Annotated in this window: 16 protein-coding genes; 9 read left to right on the top strand and 7 right to left on the bottom strand. The window is 74.4% G+C overall.

Annotated features, from left to right (window positions below; all coding sequences use genetic code 11):
• Nucleotides 1-139 precede the first annotated feature (139 nt).
• Together sbnA and ACR9E3_RS14540 are read left to right on the top strand one after the other, a co-directional pair.
• On the top strand, nt 140-1,147 hold the full coding sequence (gene sbnA, locus ACR9E3_RS14545) for a 2,3-diaminopropionate biosynthesis protein SbnA (RefSeq protein ID WP_285656236.1): 1,008 nt from the start codon (nt 140-142) through the stop codon (nt 1,145-1,147).
• A 47-nt stretch (nt 1,148-1,194) separates the two neighbouring features.
• Nucleotides 1,195-2,166 (top strand): TauD/TfdA family dioxygenase, encoded by a 972-nt coding sequence (locus ACR9E3_RS14540; RefSeq protein ID WP_460381000.1) that lies wholly within the window; start codon nt 1,195-1,197, stop codon nt 2,164-2,166.
• Between the two features lie 4 nt (nt 2,167-2,170).
• Here the strand turns inward: ACR9E3_RS14540 and ACR9E3_RS14535 are convergent, their stop codons facing one another.
• On the bottom strand, nt 2,171-2,671 hold the full coding sequence (locus tag ACR9E3_RS14535) for a hypothetical protein (protein ID WP_460380999.1): 501 nt from the start codon (nt 2,669-2,671) through the stop codon (nt 2,171-2,173).
• A 4-nt stretch (nt 2,672-2,675) separates the two neighbouring features.
• Complete coding sequence (locus tag ACR9E3_RS14530) at nt 2,676-3,980, bottom strand: D-arabinono-1,4-lactone oxidase (protein WP_460380998.1); 1,305 nt, start codon at nt 3,978-3,980, stop codon at nt 2,676-2,678.
• Nucleotides 3,981-4,003: 23 nt separating this feature from the next.
• Between ACR9E3_RS14530 and ACR9E3_RS14525 the strand changes: the two genes are divergently transcribed.
• Nucleotides 4,004-5,176 (top strand): amino acid deaminase/aldolase, encoded by a 1,173-nt coding sequence (locus tag ACR9E3_RS14525; protein ID WP_460380997.1) that lies wholly within the window; start codon nt 4,004-4,006, stop codon nt 5,174-5,176.
• On the opposite strand, the gene ACR9E3_RS14520 is transcribed toward ACR9E3_RS14525, so the two are convergent.
• Entirely contained in the window at nt 5,173-5,757 is a 585-nt protein-coding gene (locus ACR9E3_RS14520) for a cob(I)yrinic acid a,c-diamide adenosyltransferase (RefSeq protein ID WP_460380996.1), read from the bottom strand. The genes ACR9E3_RS14525 and ACR9E3_RS14520 overlap by 4 nt on opposite strands.
• A 21-nt stretch (nt 5,758-5,778) precedes the next feature.
• A complete protein-coding gene (locus tag ACR9E3_RS14515) occupies nt 5,779-6,786 on the bottom strand; it encodes an iron-siderophore ABC transporter substrate-binding protein (RefSeq protein WP_460380995.1) in 1,008 nt (335 codons plus the stop codon).
• Between the two features lie 76 nt (nt 6,787-6,862).
• On the opposite strand from ACR9E3_RS14515, the gene ACR9E3_RS14510 reads away from it, so the two are divergent.
• The 4 genes from ACR9E3_RS14510 to murA are packed head-to-tail and all read left to right on the top strand — an operon-like array spanning nt 6,863 to nt 11,116.
• Nucleotides 6,863-7,936 carry a FecCD family ABC transporter permease gene (locus ACR9E3_RS14510; RefSeq protein ID WP_460381015.1) on the top strand — a complete coding sequence of 358 codons (1,074 nt, stop codon included), beginning with the start codon at nt 6,863-6,865 and terminating at the stop codon, nt 7,934-7,936.
• Nucleotides 7,933-8,985 carry a FecCD family ABC transporter permease gene (locus ACR9E3_RS14505; RefSeq protein WP_460380994.1) on the top strand — a complete coding sequence of 351 codons (1,053 nt, stop codon included), beginning with the start codon at nt 7,933-7,935 and terminating at the stop codon, nt 8,983-8,985. The genes ACR9E3_RS14510 and ACR9E3_RS14505 overlap by 4 nt, the downstream gene beginning before the upstream one ends.
• A 16-nt stretch (nt 8,986-9,001) precedes the next feature.
• Nucleotides 9,002-9,835 carry an ABC transporter ATP-binding protein gene (locus tag ACR9E3_RS14500; protein WP_460380993.1) on the top strand — a complete coding sequence of 278 codons (834 nt, stop codon included), beginning with the start codon at nt 9,002-9,004 and terminating at the stop codon, nt 9,833-9,835.
• Between the two features lie 12 nt (nt 9,836-9,847).
• A complete protein-coding gene (gene murA, locus ACR9E3_RS14495; RefSeq protein WP_460380992.1) occupies nt 9,848-11,116 on the top strand; it encodes a UDP-N-acetylglucosamine 1-carboxyvinyltransferase in 1,269 nt (422 codons plus the stop codon).
• A gap of 43 nt (nt 11,117-11,159) precedes the next feature.
• Here murA and ACR9E3_RS14490 read toward each other — a convergent pair whose 3' ends face one another.
• Nucleotides 11,160-11,456, bottom strand: a complete 297-nt coding sequence (locus ACR9E3_RS14490) for a hypothetical protein (RefSeq protein WP_460380991.1) — start codon at nt 11,454-11,456, stop codon at nt 11,160-11,162.
• A gap of 156 nt (nt 11,457-11,612) precedes the next feature.
• Between ACR9E3_RS14490 and ACR9E3_RS14485 the strand changes: the two genes are divergently transcribed.
• Nucleotides 11,613-13,649: a protein meaA gene (locus ACR9E3_RS14485; protein ID WP_460380990.1), complete on the top strand. Its 2,037-nt coding sequence runs from the start codon at nt 11,613-11,615 to the stop codon at nt 13,647-13,649.
• A gap of 5 nt (nt 13,650-13,654) precedes the next feature.
• Here the strand turns inward: ACR9E3_RS14485 and ACR9E3_RS14480 are convergent, their stop codons facing one another.
• Nucleotides 13,655-14,017, bottom strand: coding sequence for a nuclear transport factor 2 family protein (locus ACR9E3_RS14480; protein ID WP_460380989.1), 363 nt, complete (start codon nt 14,015-14,017; stop codon nt 13,655-13,657).
• 112 nt (nt 14,018-14,129) lie between these two features.
• On the opposite strand from ACR9E3_RS14480, the gene ACR9E3_RS14475 reads away from it, so the two are divergent.
• Entirely contained in the window at nt 14,130-14,522 is a 393-nt protein-coding gene (locus ACR9E3_RS14475; protein WP_460380988.1) for a PaaI family thioesterase, read from the top strand.
• Between the two features lie 3 nt (nt 14,523-14,525).
• Here the strand turns inward: ACR9E3_RS14475 and ACR9E3_RS14470 are convergent, their stop codons facing one another.
• Nucleotides 14,526-15,431 (bottom strand): hypothetical protein, encoded by a 906-nt coding sequence (locus ACR9E3_RS14470; RefSeq protein ID WP_460380987.1) that lies wholly within the window; start codon nt 15,429-15,431, stop codon nt 14,526-14,528.
• Nucleotides 15,432-15,436: the final 5 nt, after the last annotated feature.

Genomic DNA, 15,436 nt, shown 5'->3' with positions numbered 1-15,436 from the left:
ACCACCCCTTACCTCCGGGTGACAGAACCCTGCCCCCGCACGACGGGAAGGCTGGCGCGGCGGCGATGTCGGCGCGAGGCGCCACAGCGGATTCTCGGAAGCACACCGGGACGACGACAGCGAAACCGAGGAGGTCGCCATGACCATCATCTCCGCCCCCCAGCAGTACAACACCGACGACCTCTTCGTGGATCTGCGAGCGATCGTCGAGCACAACCTCTTCCTCAAGGTCGAGGGCATGAACTTCGCGGGGTCCGTGAAACTGAAAGCCGCGGCCTCGATGATCGGGGCCGCCCAGGCGCAGGGGCTGCTCAACCCCTGGTCGATCGTCGTCGAGTCGTCGTCGGGCAACCTCGGCGTCGCGCTGGCGATGGTCTGCGCCAATCACGGCTACCGCTTCATCTGCGTCACCGACGACCGCTGCAACATCCAGACCCGCCGGCTCATCGAGGCCTTCGGCGGCGAGGTCCACGTCGTCGACGTGCCCCACCCCGAGACCGGGCTGCTCGGCGCCCGCATCGAGCACCTCGCCTCGATCTGCGCGAAGAACCCGGACGCCGTCTGGCTCAACCAGTACGAGAACCCGGCCAACGCCGGCGCCCACTACGCCCAGACCGGGCCGGCGATCGCCCAGACCTTCCCCCACGTCAACGTCGTGTTCGTCGGCGCGGGCACCTGCGGCACGCTGATGGGCACCGCGCGCTGGTTCAAGCAGCACCGCCCGGACGTCACGATCGTCGCCATCGACGTCGAAGGGTCCGTGAGCTTCGGCGGCCCGGCCGCCACCCGCCGCATCCCGGGGCTGGGCATGGGCATGACGCCACCGGCGCTCGACCGCACGCTGGTCGACGACGTCGTCATGGTCCCCGAGACCGAGACCCTGCGGATGTGCCAGCGCCTGGCGATGCGCGGGTTCCTGTTCGGCGGCTCCACCGGCACCGTGGTCGCGGGTGCCGCCGCGTGGATGAAGGAGCACGGCCGGCCCGGCATGACCGCGGTGACCCTGGCGCCCGACTCCGGCGAGCGCTACCTCGAGACCGTCTACGCCCCGGTCTGGCGCGAGGAGCACTACGGCGCCCGCGCCCGTCTGACCGGCCGCACCGTGCTGCCGGAGAACCTGCCGAAGCCGTCCACGCCCACCGCGTGACCTCCGCGCCACCCGACTCACCCACGCCACAGCCCCAGGAGCCCGCGATGTCCTCGACCATGCAGCAGCCGGCCGCCGGCAACCTCGACCTGCGACCCGGCAAACCGCCGATCCTGTGGGTGAGCCCCGGGCCGGACCCGGTCGGCTGGGCCGCGTACCACCGCAACGACGTCCGCCAGATCGTGGCCCGGCACGGCTCGGTCCTGATCCGGGGACTCGGGGTCCGCGACCACGCGCAGACGGCCGCCGTGTTCGGCCGTCTCGCGGCGGTCGGCCTGCTGACCGAGCGCGAGGCCTTCGCGGCGCGCACGGCGCTCGGCAACGGCCTGTACTCGGCCACGCCCTGGCCGGCCACCCAGCAGATGTGCCTGCACAACGAGCTCAGCTACCTGCCCGACCCGCCCGGCTTCATGTTCTTCGCCTGCCTCACCCCGGCCGCCTCCGGTGGCGCCACCCCGGTCGGCGACGCGTCGGCCGTCCTCCAGGCGCTCCCGCCGGCGCTGGTGTCGCGGCTCGAGAACGAGGGCTGGCTGCTGGTCCGCAACTACAACGACGAGATCGGCGCGTCGTGGGCCGAGGCCTTCGGGACGAACGACCGGGGCGCCGTCGAGCAGTACTGCCGCAACCAGGGCATCGAGTTCAGCTGGAACGGCGACGGGCTGAGCACCCGCCAGCGTCGCCGGGCCGTGGTGCGGCACCCCGTCGACGGCCGGCCGTGCTGGTTCAACCAGGTCGCCTTCCTCAACGAGTGGACGCTCGACCCCGACATCCGCGAGTACCTCGTCGAGTCCTACGGGCCTGACGGGCTGCCCTTCACCACGCGCTTCGGCAACGGCGAGCCGATCGGCGAGGACGTGGTCAACCTGATCAACAACGCGTACGCCGCGCACACGGTCAGCGAGCCGTGGCAGGCGGGCGACGTCATGGTCGTCGACAACATCCGCACGGCCCACGGCCGCGAGCCGTACCAGGGCGACCGCGAGGTCGTCGTCGCGATGGCCGACGCGATCCGCGTCTGAGGGGTCAGGCCCGCGCGCGCTCCGCGGCCGCGAGCAGGGCCTCCCGGAAGGTCGTGGCCTCCGGGGCGTTGCCGGTGGGGATGTTGCGCGTGGTGCGCCGGGGACCGCCGACCATCCGGCTCTCCACCGACAGCACCCCGAGGGTGGCCGTGCCCAGCGTCCGCTTCGGCCGGTCGGGGACCGGTGTTACCACCTCGAGCTGGTCGAGGCGGTGGAAGCTCACCCGCGCCGCCGCGTCGACCCGGTCGTAGGTGTCGTCGTGCCCCTGGCGGTAGGAGATGATCAGGAGCCGGGGTGACAGGAGCATCTCCGTCGTGTGGTGCTCGGTGCGCGGGCCGGAGCTCAGCCGCTCCAGGCTGTCCTCGTCGGTCCGCAGCCCGTGGGTCACGCCGTCCAGCGGGTCGCCGTCCAGCCCCTTCGCGGCCGCCTGCTTCCGGATGAACGCGGCGGTCGCGGCCGGGAGGTCCTCGACGGTGATCGCCCCGGTGAGCAGGTTGCGGGTCACACCGTCACGGTGCCACCGGGCCGAGGACGCGGTCCAGGTGCGCGTTGGTGAACAGGCCGGCGGGATCGACCTCGCGGCGCACCCGCAGCACGTCGTCGAAGTGGGGGCAGCGCTCCTGCAGGGCCGCGGCGTCGAGGGGGTGGACCTTGCCCCAGTGCGGGCGCCCGCCCGCGGCCGCGGCGATCTCGGCGAACCCGGCGAAGTACTCGTCGCGCGGCGCTCCGACGTACTGGTGGATCGCCACGTAGGCGGTGTCGCGGCCGTGGGCGGTGGAGAGCCACACGTCGTCGGCGGCCGCGACGCGCACCTCGACCGGGAAGAGCACGGGGTGCTCCAGGCGGGGGACCAGCGCGCGCAGGTCGTCGAGCACCCCGGCCAGCCGGTCGCGGGGGAACGCCCACTCGGACTCGACGAACCGCACCCGGCGCCGGGTGGCGAACACGCGGTGCGAGCGATCGCCGTACTCGCGCGCCGAGAGCACCGACCCGGCGACGCGGCCCAGGGGCACCGCAGCGCGGGGGACGGCCCGCCCGACCCGGCACAGCGCCCCGAACGCCGCGTTCTCGACGACGTCGTACTCGACGAACCGGCGCGCCGGGTGCAGCGGCGGGGGCGCGTCCGCGGGCGCGACGCGGGTGTTCCGCTTGACCAGGGCGTGGCGGCCGTACGGGAACCAGTAGAACTCGACGTGGTCGGCCTCGTCGAAGAGCGTGTCGAGGCCGGTCAGCACCTCGTCGAGGGGCTCGGGGCGCTCGCTCGCGCGCAGCGTGAACGCCGGCACGCACTGCAGCGTCACGTCGGTGACGACGCCGAGCGCGCCGAGCCCGATCCGCGCCGCCTCGAAGAGCTCGTCGCCCGCCGCGCAGTGCACGACCGAGCCGTCGGCGAGCACCAGGTCGAGCGCGACCACCTGCGTCGCCAGGCCACCGAGCCGCGCGCCGGTGCCGTGGGTGCCGGTGGCGACGGCCCCCGAGATCGTCTGGGCGTCGATGTCACCGAGGTTCGCCAGCGCCAGCCCGTGGGCGTCGAGCGCGGTATTGAGCGCGCGCAGCGTCGTGCCGGCGCGGACCCGCACGCGCCCGGTCGTCGTGTCCAGCGCGTCGACGCCCGCCCAGTGCCGCAGGTCGAGCGCGTGCCCGTCGGTGGCGGCGAGCGGGGTGAACGAGTGTCCGCTGCCGCGGGGGCGCAGGCGCGAGCCGCGGGCCGCGCGCACGGCCGCGACGACGTCGTCGACCGAGCGGGGGAGGTGCACCTGCGCCGGGGTGGCGGTGACGGTGCCGGCCCAGTTGCGCCAGGTGCCGCGACTCACGCGAGCACCGTAACCTCCGGCGGGTGATCAGCAGCTGGGATCGCGCCACCGCCGACCTCGACCCGCCGTTCGCGATCGTCGACCTCGACGCGTTCGACGCCAACCTCGACGACCTGCTCGCCCGCGCGGCCGGTCTCCCGATCCGGCTGGCCACCAAGTCGGTCCGGTGCCGCTCGCTGATCGAGCACGCCGGCGACCGGCCGGGGGTCGGGCGGCTCATGTGCTACGCGCTGGACGAGGCGGTGTGGCTCGCCGAGAACAGCACGAGCGACGACATCCTCGTCGGCTACCCGACCGTCGACCGCCGGGCGCTCCACCGGCTCTGCGCCGACGAGGACGCGCTCGCCACGGTGACGCTCATGGTCGACTCCGTCGAGCACCTCGACCTCGTCGACGCCGTCGTGTTCGGGCGCCACCCGGAGATCCGCGTCTGCCTCGACCTCGACGCCGCCTGGCGACCGGCGGCCGGCGTGCACGTGGGGGCGCGCCGCTCCCCGGTGCGCACCGCCGAGCAGGCCGTCGCGCTCGCCCGCGCGATCGTCGACCGGCCGGGCTTCCGGCTGGTCGGGCTCATGTCCTACGAGGGGCAGATCGCCGGCGTGCCCGACGCGACCGGCGCGCGTCCCCGCGACGCGGCCGTGCGCTGGATGCAGCGGCGCTCGGCGCGCGAGCTCGCGGACCGCCGGGGCGCGGTCGTGCGCGCGGTGCGGGAGGTCGCCGAGCTGGACTTCGTCAACGGCGGCGGCAGCGGCAGCGTCGAGACCACGCGCGCGGACCCGTCAGTCACCGAGATCGCCGCGGGCTCGGCGCTGATGGGCCCGACGCTCTTCGACGGCTACACCCGCCTGCACCCCCGCCCCGCGGCCGCCTACGCGCTGCCGGTGGTGCGCCGCCCGGACGAGCACCACGCGACCCTGGCCGGGGGCGGCTGGGTGGCCTCGGGCCCCGCGGCCGCGTCGCGGCTGCCGACGCCGTTCGGCCCCGGCGATCTGACCCTGACCGGCACGGAGGGCGCCGGCGAGGTACAGACCCCGGTCCGCGGCCGGTCGCTCCCGGCGCTCGGCGACCGGGTGTGGATGCGCCACGCCAAGGCCGGGGAGCTCGCGGAGCACGTCAACCGGTACCACTGCCTGCGGGGCGACCGGATCGTGCTCAGCACCGAGACCTACCGCGGCGAGGGGAAGGCGTTCGGCTAGCCCCGCTGCTCCTCGGGCCCGCCCGGCACCCACAGGACGTCCCCGCCGGGGTTGGCCACGCGGCCGAGGATGAACAGCAGGTCCGAGAGCCGGTTCAGGTAGTGCGCGGGCAGCCTGCTGGTGCGCTCGGGGTCGGCCGCGATCACCGCCCAGGTGCTGCGCTCCGCGCGGCGGGTGACGGTGCGGGCGACGTTGAGGTAGGCCGCGGCGGGCGTGCCGCCGGGCAGGATGAACGAGTTGAGCTTGGGCAGGTCCTCGTTGAACGTGTCGCACCAGCCCTCGAGCCGCTCGATCTGGGGCTCGGTGACGCGCAGCGGCGGGTACTCGGGGTTCTCGACGACGGGCGTCGCGAGGTCGGCGCCGACGTCGAAGAGGTCGTTCTGGATCTGCTGGAGCGGGGCGACGATCGCCTCGGGCGGGGCGCCGACCGACAGCGCGACGCCGATCGCGGCGTTCGCCTCCTCGGAGTCGGCGTAGGCCGACAGCCGGGGGTCGGTCTTGGGCACCCGGGAGAAGTCCGAGAGACCGGTGGTCCCGTCGTCGCCGGTGCGCGTGTAGATCCGGGTCAGGTGAACGGCCACGGCGTCAGTGTAGGGATGCCCTCATCGGTTCAGGGCCTGCGCGAAGAGCGGGGCGGCGCGGTCGAGCGCCGCCGCGGTGCCCGGCACCGAGCCGGACGAGAACGCGTCGCTGGTGGTCTTGTCGTCGAGGACCACGAGGTGACCGGCCTGGGCCGCCGGCGTGCGGGAGAGCACCGGGTCGGTGCGGATCGCGTCGGCGCTCGCGTTGATCGGGAAGACGACGGTGAGGTCGGAGGACAGCAGGCCGACCTGCTCGCCGGACAGCGAGACGTAGAACGAGCCGGCGGCCTGCGGGGCGAGCGCCGCGATCTGCGGCGGGGTGCGGAACCCGAGCCCGCTCATGACGTCGACGCGCGCGTCGCCGGGGACGTAGGCGCCCCACTGGCCGCCGAAGAACGCCCCGACCCCGGCCGCCTTGCTAGCGAACACCGGGTCGGCGGCGGTCGTCGCCCGGAACTTCTCCTCGAGCCCGGCGATCTGCTGCGCGCCCTCCTGGGGCTTGCCCAGCGCGCGGGAGACCATGTCCATCTGCTGGCGCCACGTCGTGCCGTACGCGGCCGCGAGCCCCGGCGGCGGGCCGACGGTCGGCGCGATGCGCGAGAGCGTGTCGTAGCGCTGACGGTCGCCCGAGGAGCGGGTGTCGAGGATGAGGTCGGGGCGCAGGGCGGCGACGGCCTCGTAGTCGAGCTGCGTGGTGCCGAGGATCGTGGGCGGCGTCGTGTAGGGCGGCGACCACGGGCCGACGCCCGTGCCGCCGGACCCGAGCCAGTCCGACGCGCCGACGGGCTGCACGCCGAGCACCAGCGCGGTCTCCGCGTCCGACCAGCCCAGCGCCACGATCCGCTGCGGCGGTTCGTCGATCGTCACGGGACCGAACTGCGTGTCGATCGTCGCCGGGTACGCCGTGCCGACCTGCGAGCCGGGCGGGGCGCCGCTCGGGGCGCCGCCACCGCTGCCGCAGGCCGCGAGGAGGAGCAGGGCGGCGGTGCCGACGGCGACGAGGAGCCGGTCGAGCGGGCGGGGGGACACACGGACTCCTGACGTGGGACGACATTCCGGACACCCTGAGGGTAGGCAACCCTAACGCGTTAGGCTGCGCGCCGTGGTGGTGGATCACGCCCGCGCGCCGGACGCCGGTGCCGGGCCACGCGGGTCGCGGCCCGGGTCGCGGACGGGCGCCGCCGCCCGCGGGTTCGGCCTGCTCGCGCTCGTGGGCGTCGCCCTGCTCGTGCTCCTCGTGAGCATCGGGTTGGGCTCCCGCGACATCGGCCTCACCCAGTCGTGGGCGCTGCTGTGGGGCGGGCCCGGCGCCGGCGACGGCACCGAGGCGGCCATCGTGCGCGAGCTGCGCGTGCCGCGCGGCCTGCTCGCGCTGGCCGTCGGCGCCGCGCTCGGGCTCGCCGGCGCGGTGATGCAGGGCCTGTCGCGCAACCCGCTGGCCGACCCGGGCCTGCTCGGCGTGAACGCCGGCGCCGCGGCCGCCGTCGTCGCCGCGATCGGCGTGTTCGGGGTCGGCACGATCACGGGCTACGTCTGGTTCGGGCTCGTCGGGGCGGCCGTGGCGATGGCGGTGGTGCACGTGCTCGGCGCGACCGGGCGTGCCTCCGGGACGCCGGACCGCCTGGTGCTCGCGGGCGCCGCGGTGACCGCCGTGCTCATCGCGCTGGTCAACGCGGCCCTCGTGCTCTCGCCGCGCACCTTCGACTCGTTCCGGTTCTGGAACCTCGGCTCGCTGTCCGGGCGCGGGCTCGACGTGCTCGTCGCCGTCGCCCCGTTCGTCGCCGTCGGCGTCCTCGCGGCGTTCGCGATGGCGCGCGCGCTCGACACGCTGGCGCTCGGCGACCGCGCCGGCCGGGCGCTCGGGCTGGACGTGGAGCGCACGCGGGTGCTCGCGGGCGCCGTCGTCACCGTCCTGGCCGGCGCCGCGACCGCGGCGGTCGGGCCGATCGCCTTCCTCGGGCTGGCGGTCCCGCACGTGGTGCGCTTCCTCGTCGGACCCGTCCACCGCTGGCTGCTGCCCTACACCGCCGTCCTGGGCGCGATCGTGCTGTTGGTCGCCGACGTCGTCGGGCGCGTCGTCGCCCCGCCCGGGGAGATCCAGGTGGGCGTCACGACGGCCGTGCTCGGCGTCCCCGTGTTCGTGGCCCTGTGCCGCAGGCGCCGGCTGGTGGGCGTGTGAGCGCGCCCCCGGTCACCGGACGCCTCGTCCGCCTCGCGGGGGGCCGCGTCTCGCTGCGCGTCGGGCCCCGCTCGGTGGTCGTGGGCGCGGTCGCGGCGCTGGTGGTCGTGGTCGGGGCCGTGGTGTCGATGACCACCGGCGAGTTCCCGCTGACGCTCGGCGAGGTCGGCGAGACGCTGGTGGGCCAGGGCAGCCGGGCGACCGAGTTCGTCGTGCTCACCCTGCGGCTGCCGCGCCTGCTGCTCGCGATCGGCGTCGGCGTGGCGCTCGCGGTCAGCGGTGCGGTGCTGCAGAGCCTCTCGCGCAACGCCCTGGGCAGCCCCGACGTCATCGGGTTCACCACCGGCGCGTCGACGGGCGCGCTCGTCGCGATCATCGTGCTCGGGGCCGGGACGCTCGGCTCGTCGGTGGGCGCGCTGATCGGCGGCGTCGTCACGGCGCTGGTCGTGGTGACCCTCTCAGCCGGCCGGGGCACGCAGGGCCTGCGCATGGTGCTGATCGGGATCGGCATCGGCGCGGCGCTGCTCGCGGTGAACAGCTGGCTGATCACCACGGCCGTCCTGCAGACCGCCGTCGACGCCCAGGCGTGGCTGCTCGGCGACCTCGGCAACCGCGGCTGGTCGCAGGTCGTCGCCCTCGCCGTCGTGCTGGTCGTGCTGCTGCCGGTCCTGCTCGGCTGGGCGCGGCGGCTCGCGCTGCTGGAGCTCGGCGACCGGCCGGCCGGCGCGCTCGGCATCGACGTCGGCCGCACGCGCACGGTGCTGCTGCTCGGCGCCGTGGGCCTGGCCGCCGCGGCCGTCGCCGCGGCGGGCCCGATCCCGTTCCTCGCCCTCGCGGCACCGCAGATCGCCCGGAGCCTGACCCGGGCGGCCACCCCGGTGCTCGTGCCCAGCGCGCTGGTCGGGGCGGCGCTGCTCGTGGTCAGCGACCTCGCCGTGACCCGCCTGCTCGCCCCGGTCCCGCTGCCGGTCGGCATCGCGACCGGCCTCGTCGGCGGGCTCTACCTCGTCGCGCTGCTGGTGCGCCTGTGGCGGGGGAGCACGACATGATCTCGGAGGGAGCAGCGTGACCCGCCTGCAGACGCAGGACGTGACGCTGGGCTACGAGGGCCGCACCGTGGCCCGGGACCTCTCGGTCGCGATCCCGGACGGCTCGTTCACCGTCATCGTCGGCCCGAACGCGTGCGGCAAGTCGACCTTGCTCGCGGCCCTGGCGCGGGTGCTGGCCCCGAAGGCCGGCACGGTGCTGCTCGACGGGGAGTCGATCGCGAGCTACCGGTCCAAGGAGGTCGCGCGCCGCCTCGGCCTGCTGCCCCAGACCGCCACCGCGCCCGGCGGCATCACGGTCGGCGACCTCGTCGCGCGCGGGCGCTATCCCCACCAGCAGCTGCTCAAGCAGTGGTCGGACGACGACGAGGTGGCCGTCGCCGAGGCCATGGCGCTGACGAACGTCGCGGACCTGGCGCCACGCCTGGTCGACGAGCTCTCCGGCGGCCAGCGCCAGCGGGTGTGGCTCGCGATGGCCCTGGCCCAGGAGACGCCGATCCTGCTGCTCGACGAGCCGACCACCTACCTGGACATCGCCACCCAGGTCGACGTGCTCGAGCTGTGCGCGCGCCTGCACGCCGAGCTGGGGCGCACCCTCGTCGCCGTGCTGCACGACCTCGACCAGGCCGCCCGCTACGCCACGTACGTCGTCGCCCTGCGCCCCGGTGGGGTCGTCGCCGCGAGCGGGCCACCCGGCGAGGTGGTCACCGAGGAGCTCGTCACCGACGTCTTCGGGCTGGCCTGCCGCGTGCTGCCCGACCCGGAGACGGGGACCCCCATGGTCGTGCCCCGCCGCCCCGTCCGTTCGGACGCACAGCGCTCCGCCGACGGGGCCTCGCCGGTGGGCGGGTAGCGTCCCCGCGCGATGAACGAGCACTTCGTGGTGCGCGGCTCCGGGCCGCTCGAGGGCGCGGTCGACGTCGTCGGCGCCAAGAACAGCGTGCTCAAGCTGATGGCGGCCGCGCTGCTGGCCGAGGGCCGGACCGTCATCACCAACTGCCCGGAGATCCTCGACGTCCCCCTCATGGCCGACGTGCTGCGCAGCCTCGGGTGCGCGGTGGCCGTGGCGGGCGACACGGTGACGATCGACGTGCCCCGCGAGCTGGCGCCCGAGGCCGACTACCGGTCGGTCTCCCGGCTGCGCGCCTCGGTGTGCGTGCTCGGGCCGCTGGTCGCCCGCTGCCGCCGCGCGGTGGTGCCGCTGCCCGGCGGCGACGCGATCGGCTCGCGCCCGCTGGACATGCACCAGGCCGGGCTGCGCCTGCTCGGCGCGTCGAGCGAGATCAACCACGGCTGCGTCGTCGCGGGCGCGGAGACCCTGCGCGGCGCCCAGATCTGGCTCGACTTCCCGAGCGTCGGGGCCACCGAGAACATCCTCATGGCCGCGGTGTTCGCCGAGGGCACCACAGTGATCGACAACGCGGCCCGGGAGCCCGAGATCGTCGATCTCGTGACGATGCTCCAGCAGATGGGCGCCAAGATCGAGGGCGGCGGGACCTCGACGCTCACGGTGCACGGCGGCGGCGCGCTCACGCCCACCACGCACCGGGTCATCGGCGACCGGATCGTCGGCGCGACCTGGGGCTTCGCGGCCGCGATGGCCGGCGGGGACGTCACCGTCCACGGCGTCGACCCCCACCACCTCGACCTCGTGCTCGACCGCCTCGGGCAGGCCGGCGCCGAGGTCTCGGCGAACGCCGACGGCTTCCGCGTGGTGATGGGCGGCCGGCCGCGCTCGGTGGACTGGGTGACGCTGCCCTACCCGGGCTTCGCCACCGACCTGCAGCCCATGGCCATCGCCCTCTCGGCCATCTCCGAGGGCACCTCGATGATCACCGAGAACGTGTTCGAGGGGCGCTTCCGGTTCGTCGAGGAGATGGTCCGCCTGGGCGCGGACGCCCGCACTGACGGGCACCACGCCGTCGTCCGCGGGGTGCGGCGCCTGTCGTCGGCGCCGGTGTGGGCCTCGGACATCCGGGCCGGCGCGGGCCTCGTGCTCGCGGGCCTGTGCGCGGACGGCGACACCGAGGTCTGGGACGTCGCCCACATCGACCGCGGCTACCCGCTGTTCGTCGAGAACCTCGCCGCCCTCGGCGGCGCCATCGAGCGGATCGTGGCGCCACCGGTCCGCTGACGCCTACGTGAGCGAACTTTGGTGCTATAGCCCCGAAGTTCGCTCACATGTCGTGGAGGGCCAGGCGGGCGTCGTCGGCGTCGGCCGGGAAGGCGAGCAGGCGCCAGCCGTCCTCGCCGCGGCTCACCGTCACCCGCACCTTCTCGCGTGCCAGCTTCGCGACGAGCACGTCGGCGGCCTCGCGGGTGGGGACGGTGGCGACGGTCTCGAGCAGGCCCAGGTCGCCGTTCTCGTCGGGCAGCGCGCCGGTGGGGCCGCGGCCGAACGTGTAGCGCAGGACGCCCGCGAGCAGGATGAGCAGCGAGATCGCCAGGAGAATCGGGGTGATGTCGCCGACCATCCCGCCAGTGTGGACGCTCCGGCGCCGGTGCGCTGCGTCGCTACCTGACCGATCCTGTGGCTGACGGCATCCCGCACGGCGACCCCACGTCCCGACCCGTCGGTAACATCAGCGGGTCATCCGCTCGGTGACGCCGTACGCACGGAGGTGCTCGACGTGCCCTACCCCAGCGACGACTCCCGCGACCGGCCGTGGGTCATGCGGACCTACGCCGGCCACTCGTCGGCGCGGGCCTCGAACGAGCTCTACCGGCGCAACCTCGAGAAGGGTCAGACCGGGCTCTCGGTCGCCTTCGACCTGCCCACGCAGACCGGCTACGACCCCGACGCCGAGCTGGCGAAGGGCGAGGTCGGCAAGGTCGGCGTCCCGGTGTCGCACCTCGGGGACATGCGGGCGCTGTTCGACGACATCCCGCTGGACGAGGCCAACACCTCGATGACGATCAACGCGACGGCGATGTGGATGCTCGCGCTCTACGTCACCGTCGCCGACGAGCAGGGCGCCGACCGCGCGAAGCTGGCCGGCACCACGCAGAACGACATCGTCAAGGAGTACCTCTCGCGCGGGACCTACGCGTTCCCGCCAGCGCCGAGCGTCCGGCTGATCACCGACATGATCGCCTGGACCTACACGAACGTCCCGAAGTGGAACCCGATCAACATCTGCAGCTACCACCTGCAGGAGGCCGGAGCGACGCCGACGCAGGAGGTCGCGTACACGCTCTCGACCGCGATCGCCGTGCTCGATGCGGTCCGCGACTCCGGCCAGGTGCCGGAGGAGGACTTCGGCACGGTCGTCGGGCGCATCTCGTTCTTCGTCAACGCCGGGCTGCACTTCATCGAGGAGATCGCGAAGCTCCGCGCGTTCGCCCAGCTCTGGGACGAGCTCTGCCGCGAGCGCTACGGCGTCACCGACCCCAAGATGCGGCGGTTCCGCTACGGCGTGCAGGTCAACTCGCTGGGGCTCACCGAGGCCCAGCCCGAGAACAACGTCCAGCGCATCGTGCTCGAGATGCTCGCGGTGACGCTGTCCAAGGACGCCCGGGCCCGCGCGGTGCAGCTCCCCGCGTGGAACGAGGCCCTCGGCCTGCCGCGCCCGTGGGACCAGCAGTGGGCGCTGCGGATGCAGCAGGTGCTGGCCTACGAGACCGACCTGCTCGACCACGACGACGTCTTCGCCGGCTCGCACGTCATGGAGGCCAAGACCGGCGCGATCGTCGAGGGTGCCCGCGCGGAGATGGCCAAGGTCGCCGAGATGGGCGGGGCGGTGCCCGCGGTCGACTCCGGCTACATGAAGTCGCAGCTGGTGTCCTCGCTGGCCCAGCGGCGCCTGCGCCTGGAGTCCGGCGAGGACACGGTCGTCGGCGTCAACAAGTTCACCTCCACCGAGCCCAGCCCGCTGCAGGCCGAGGGCGCGGACGCGATCTTCACGGTCGAGAAGTCGGTCGAGGACGAGGCGGCCCGCGCGGTGCAGGAGTGGCGCGCGTCGCGTGACCAGGACGCGGCCGACACGGCGCTCGCCCGCCTGCGCGAGGCCGCGGGCACCGACGAGAACCTCATGGAGGCCACGCTCGCGTGCGCGAAGGCCGGCGTGACGACGGGGGAGTGGGCCGCCGCCCTGCGCGACGTCTTCGGCTCCTACCGCGCGCCGACCGGCGTCTCGGCGGCGTCCTCGGGCTCCGGCGAGGCCCCCGAGGAGCTCGCCGCGGTCCGCGCCCGCGTCCGCGCGACCGCCGAGGAGATGGGCACGTCCGCCCTGCGCATGCTCGTCGGCAAGCCGGGGCTCGACGGCCACTCCAACGGCGCCGAGCAGATCGCCGTGCGCGCCCGCGACGCCGGGTTCGAGGTGATCTACCAGGGCATCCGGCTGACGCCCGCCGAGATCGTCGCGGCCGCCGTCCAGGAGGGCGTGCACGTCGTGGGCCTGTCGGTGCTCTCGGGCTCGCACCTCGAGGTCGTGCCCGCGGTGCTCGACGGGCTGGCCCGCGCCGGCGCCGACGACATCCCCGTCGTCGTCGGCGGCATCATCCCGCCCGACGACGCCGAGCAGCTGCAGCGCCTCGGCGTGCAGCGCGTCGTCACGCCGAAGACCTACTCGCTTACCGGGATCATGGGCGAGTTCGTCGACGTCGTGCGGGAGGCGAACGGGCTCGACTCCGCCGCCTCCTCGCCGGCGCCGGTCGCGGGGTCCTGACCTCGTCACACCTGATTCTGGCTGGGCACCTTGTCCAGGAAGCCGTGGACCCGCCGCAGGCGGCCGTCCTCGGCGACCTCGGCGACGTCGAAGCCGATCACCACGGGCTCGGCGCCCGCGGGCCCGAGGTGCCAGGTGAACCGGACGACGTCGTGGTGGGCGTCCACCAGCTCGCCGCGGGAGAACTCCAGGCCCGCGAACTGCTGCTGCGCGCCGGCGATGAGGGCGTCGACGCCGTCGTGCCCGGTGACGTCGGCCAGCGGGTCGACGTAGCGGGCGTCGGGGGTGAAGACGGCGGCGATCGCCTCCCGGCGGGCGGCGGGGTCGGTCGCGTTCCAGGCGGCGAGGTAGCGGTCGATGGTCTCCATGGGTCCTCCTTCGTCGGGGTGACGGGGAGAACCCTGACCGCGACGCGGTAGCCGGGTCGATGACCTCGCGGGTCATGGACGATCAGCGCCGCGCGGGTCGACGCTGGTGCCCGTGACCCCCGCCGAGCTCGTCGCCGCCATGCCCTTCGCCGCCGCCCTCGGGATCCGGATCGAGACCGCCGACGCCGACGAGGCCGTCGCGGTCCTGCCCTGGTCCGACACGCACACGACCCTCGGCGGGCTGCTGCACGGCGGCGCGATCATGACGCTCGCGGACACCACCGGCGCGGTCTGTGCGTTCCTCGGCCTCCCGCCCGGCGCCCGCACGGCGACGACGCAGTCCGGCACGCACCTGCTGCGCGCGGTGTCGGGCTCCGACGTGCGGGCCACGGCGCGCCCGGTGCACCGCGGCCGCACCCAGGTCGTCGTGCAGACCGACCTCACCGACGACCGCGGCCGCCTCGTCGCCCGGACGACCCAGACCCAGGCGGTGATCCCCGGGTGAGTGCTACTCGTCGTCGTCGCGGGCGCCGCGGCGCTTGAGGAACGAGAAGCCGGGGATGCCGTCGATGGCCTGGCGGAGGTCCTTGGTGACGTCGAGCAGCTCGTGCAGATCCGGTCCGACGCGGTCCAGGGTGGCGAGGATCGGCATGATGTCGGTGACCATGTGTTCGGTGAGCTGCGGCATCTGGTCGACCAGCTTGATCGCCGCGTCGACCTCCTCCGGGCTCAGCTCGTCGACGAACTTCCCGGCCAGCGGAGCGCCGCGCTCGAGCATCGGCCGGTAGAGGTCCAGCAGCTCCTGGGCCGAGCGGCTCGTGGCGCCGGCGCCCTCGACGATCTCCCGCGCGCCCTCGGTGATGGACCGGGCGTCGCCGACGACGCCCTCGGCGCCGCTGGTGATGGAGCGCGCGGCGTCGACGACCTCACTCGCCCCGCTGGTGATCCCGCGCGCCGACGTCACGACCTCCTCGGCGCCCGAGGTGATCAGGCGGGCCGAGCCGACGACCTCGTCGGCGCCGCTGGTGATCGAGCGTGCGGAGCCGACGACCTCCTCCGCTCCCAGGGTGATCTTGCGAGCGCTGCCGACGACCTCCTCGGCGCCGCTCGTGATCGTGCGCGCGGAGCCGACGACCTCGTTCGCCCCGTCGGTGATGCGCCCGGCCTCGGCGATGACGCCGTCGATCCGTCCGACGATGCCGTCGGCGCGGTCGACCAGGCCCTCGACGCGCCCCGCCAGGACACCCAGCACGCCGACCAGGCGGGTCACCTCGTCGAGCAGCGCGTCGACGCGTCCCGGCAGCCGGGCGCCGACGTCGACGACGTCGCCGACCCAGCCCGCGAACGTGCGGCCGTTCTCGACCACCTCGCCCGGCGTGGGCACCGACAGCGGACCGAGACGCACCAGCGACATGCCCC

The organism is Actinomycetospora sp. C-140 (assembly GCF_054796175.1).
This window is presented reverse-complemented; position numbering and strand designations above follow the sequence as displayed.

Bases quoted from the DNA above. Each gene is read 5' to 3' on its own strand.
- murA (WP_460380992.1), top strand. From the start codon at position 9,848: ATGAACGAGCACTTCGTGGTGCGCGGCTCCGGGCCGCTCGAGGGCGCG.
- ACR9E3_RS14470 (WP_460380987.1), bottom strand. From the start codon at position 15,431: ATGTCGCTGGTGCGTCTCGGTCCGCTGTCGGTGCCCACGCCGGGCGAG.
- ACR9E3_RS14540 (WP_460381000.1), top strand. From the start codon at position 1,195: ATGTCCTCGACCATGCAGCAGCCGGCCGCCGGCAACCTCGACCTGCGA.
- ACR9E3_RS14480 (WP_460380989.1), bottom strand. From the start codon at position 14,017: ATGGAGACCATCGACCGCTACCTCGCCGCCTGGAACGCGACCGACCCC.
- ACR9E3_RS14490 (WP_460380991.1), bottom strand. From the start codon at position 11,456: ATGGTCGGCGACATCACCCCGATTCTCCTGGCGATCTCGCTGCTCATC.
- sbnA (WP_285656236.1), top strand. From the start codon at position 140: ATGACCATCATCTCCGCCCCCCAGCAGTACAACACCGACGACCTCTTC.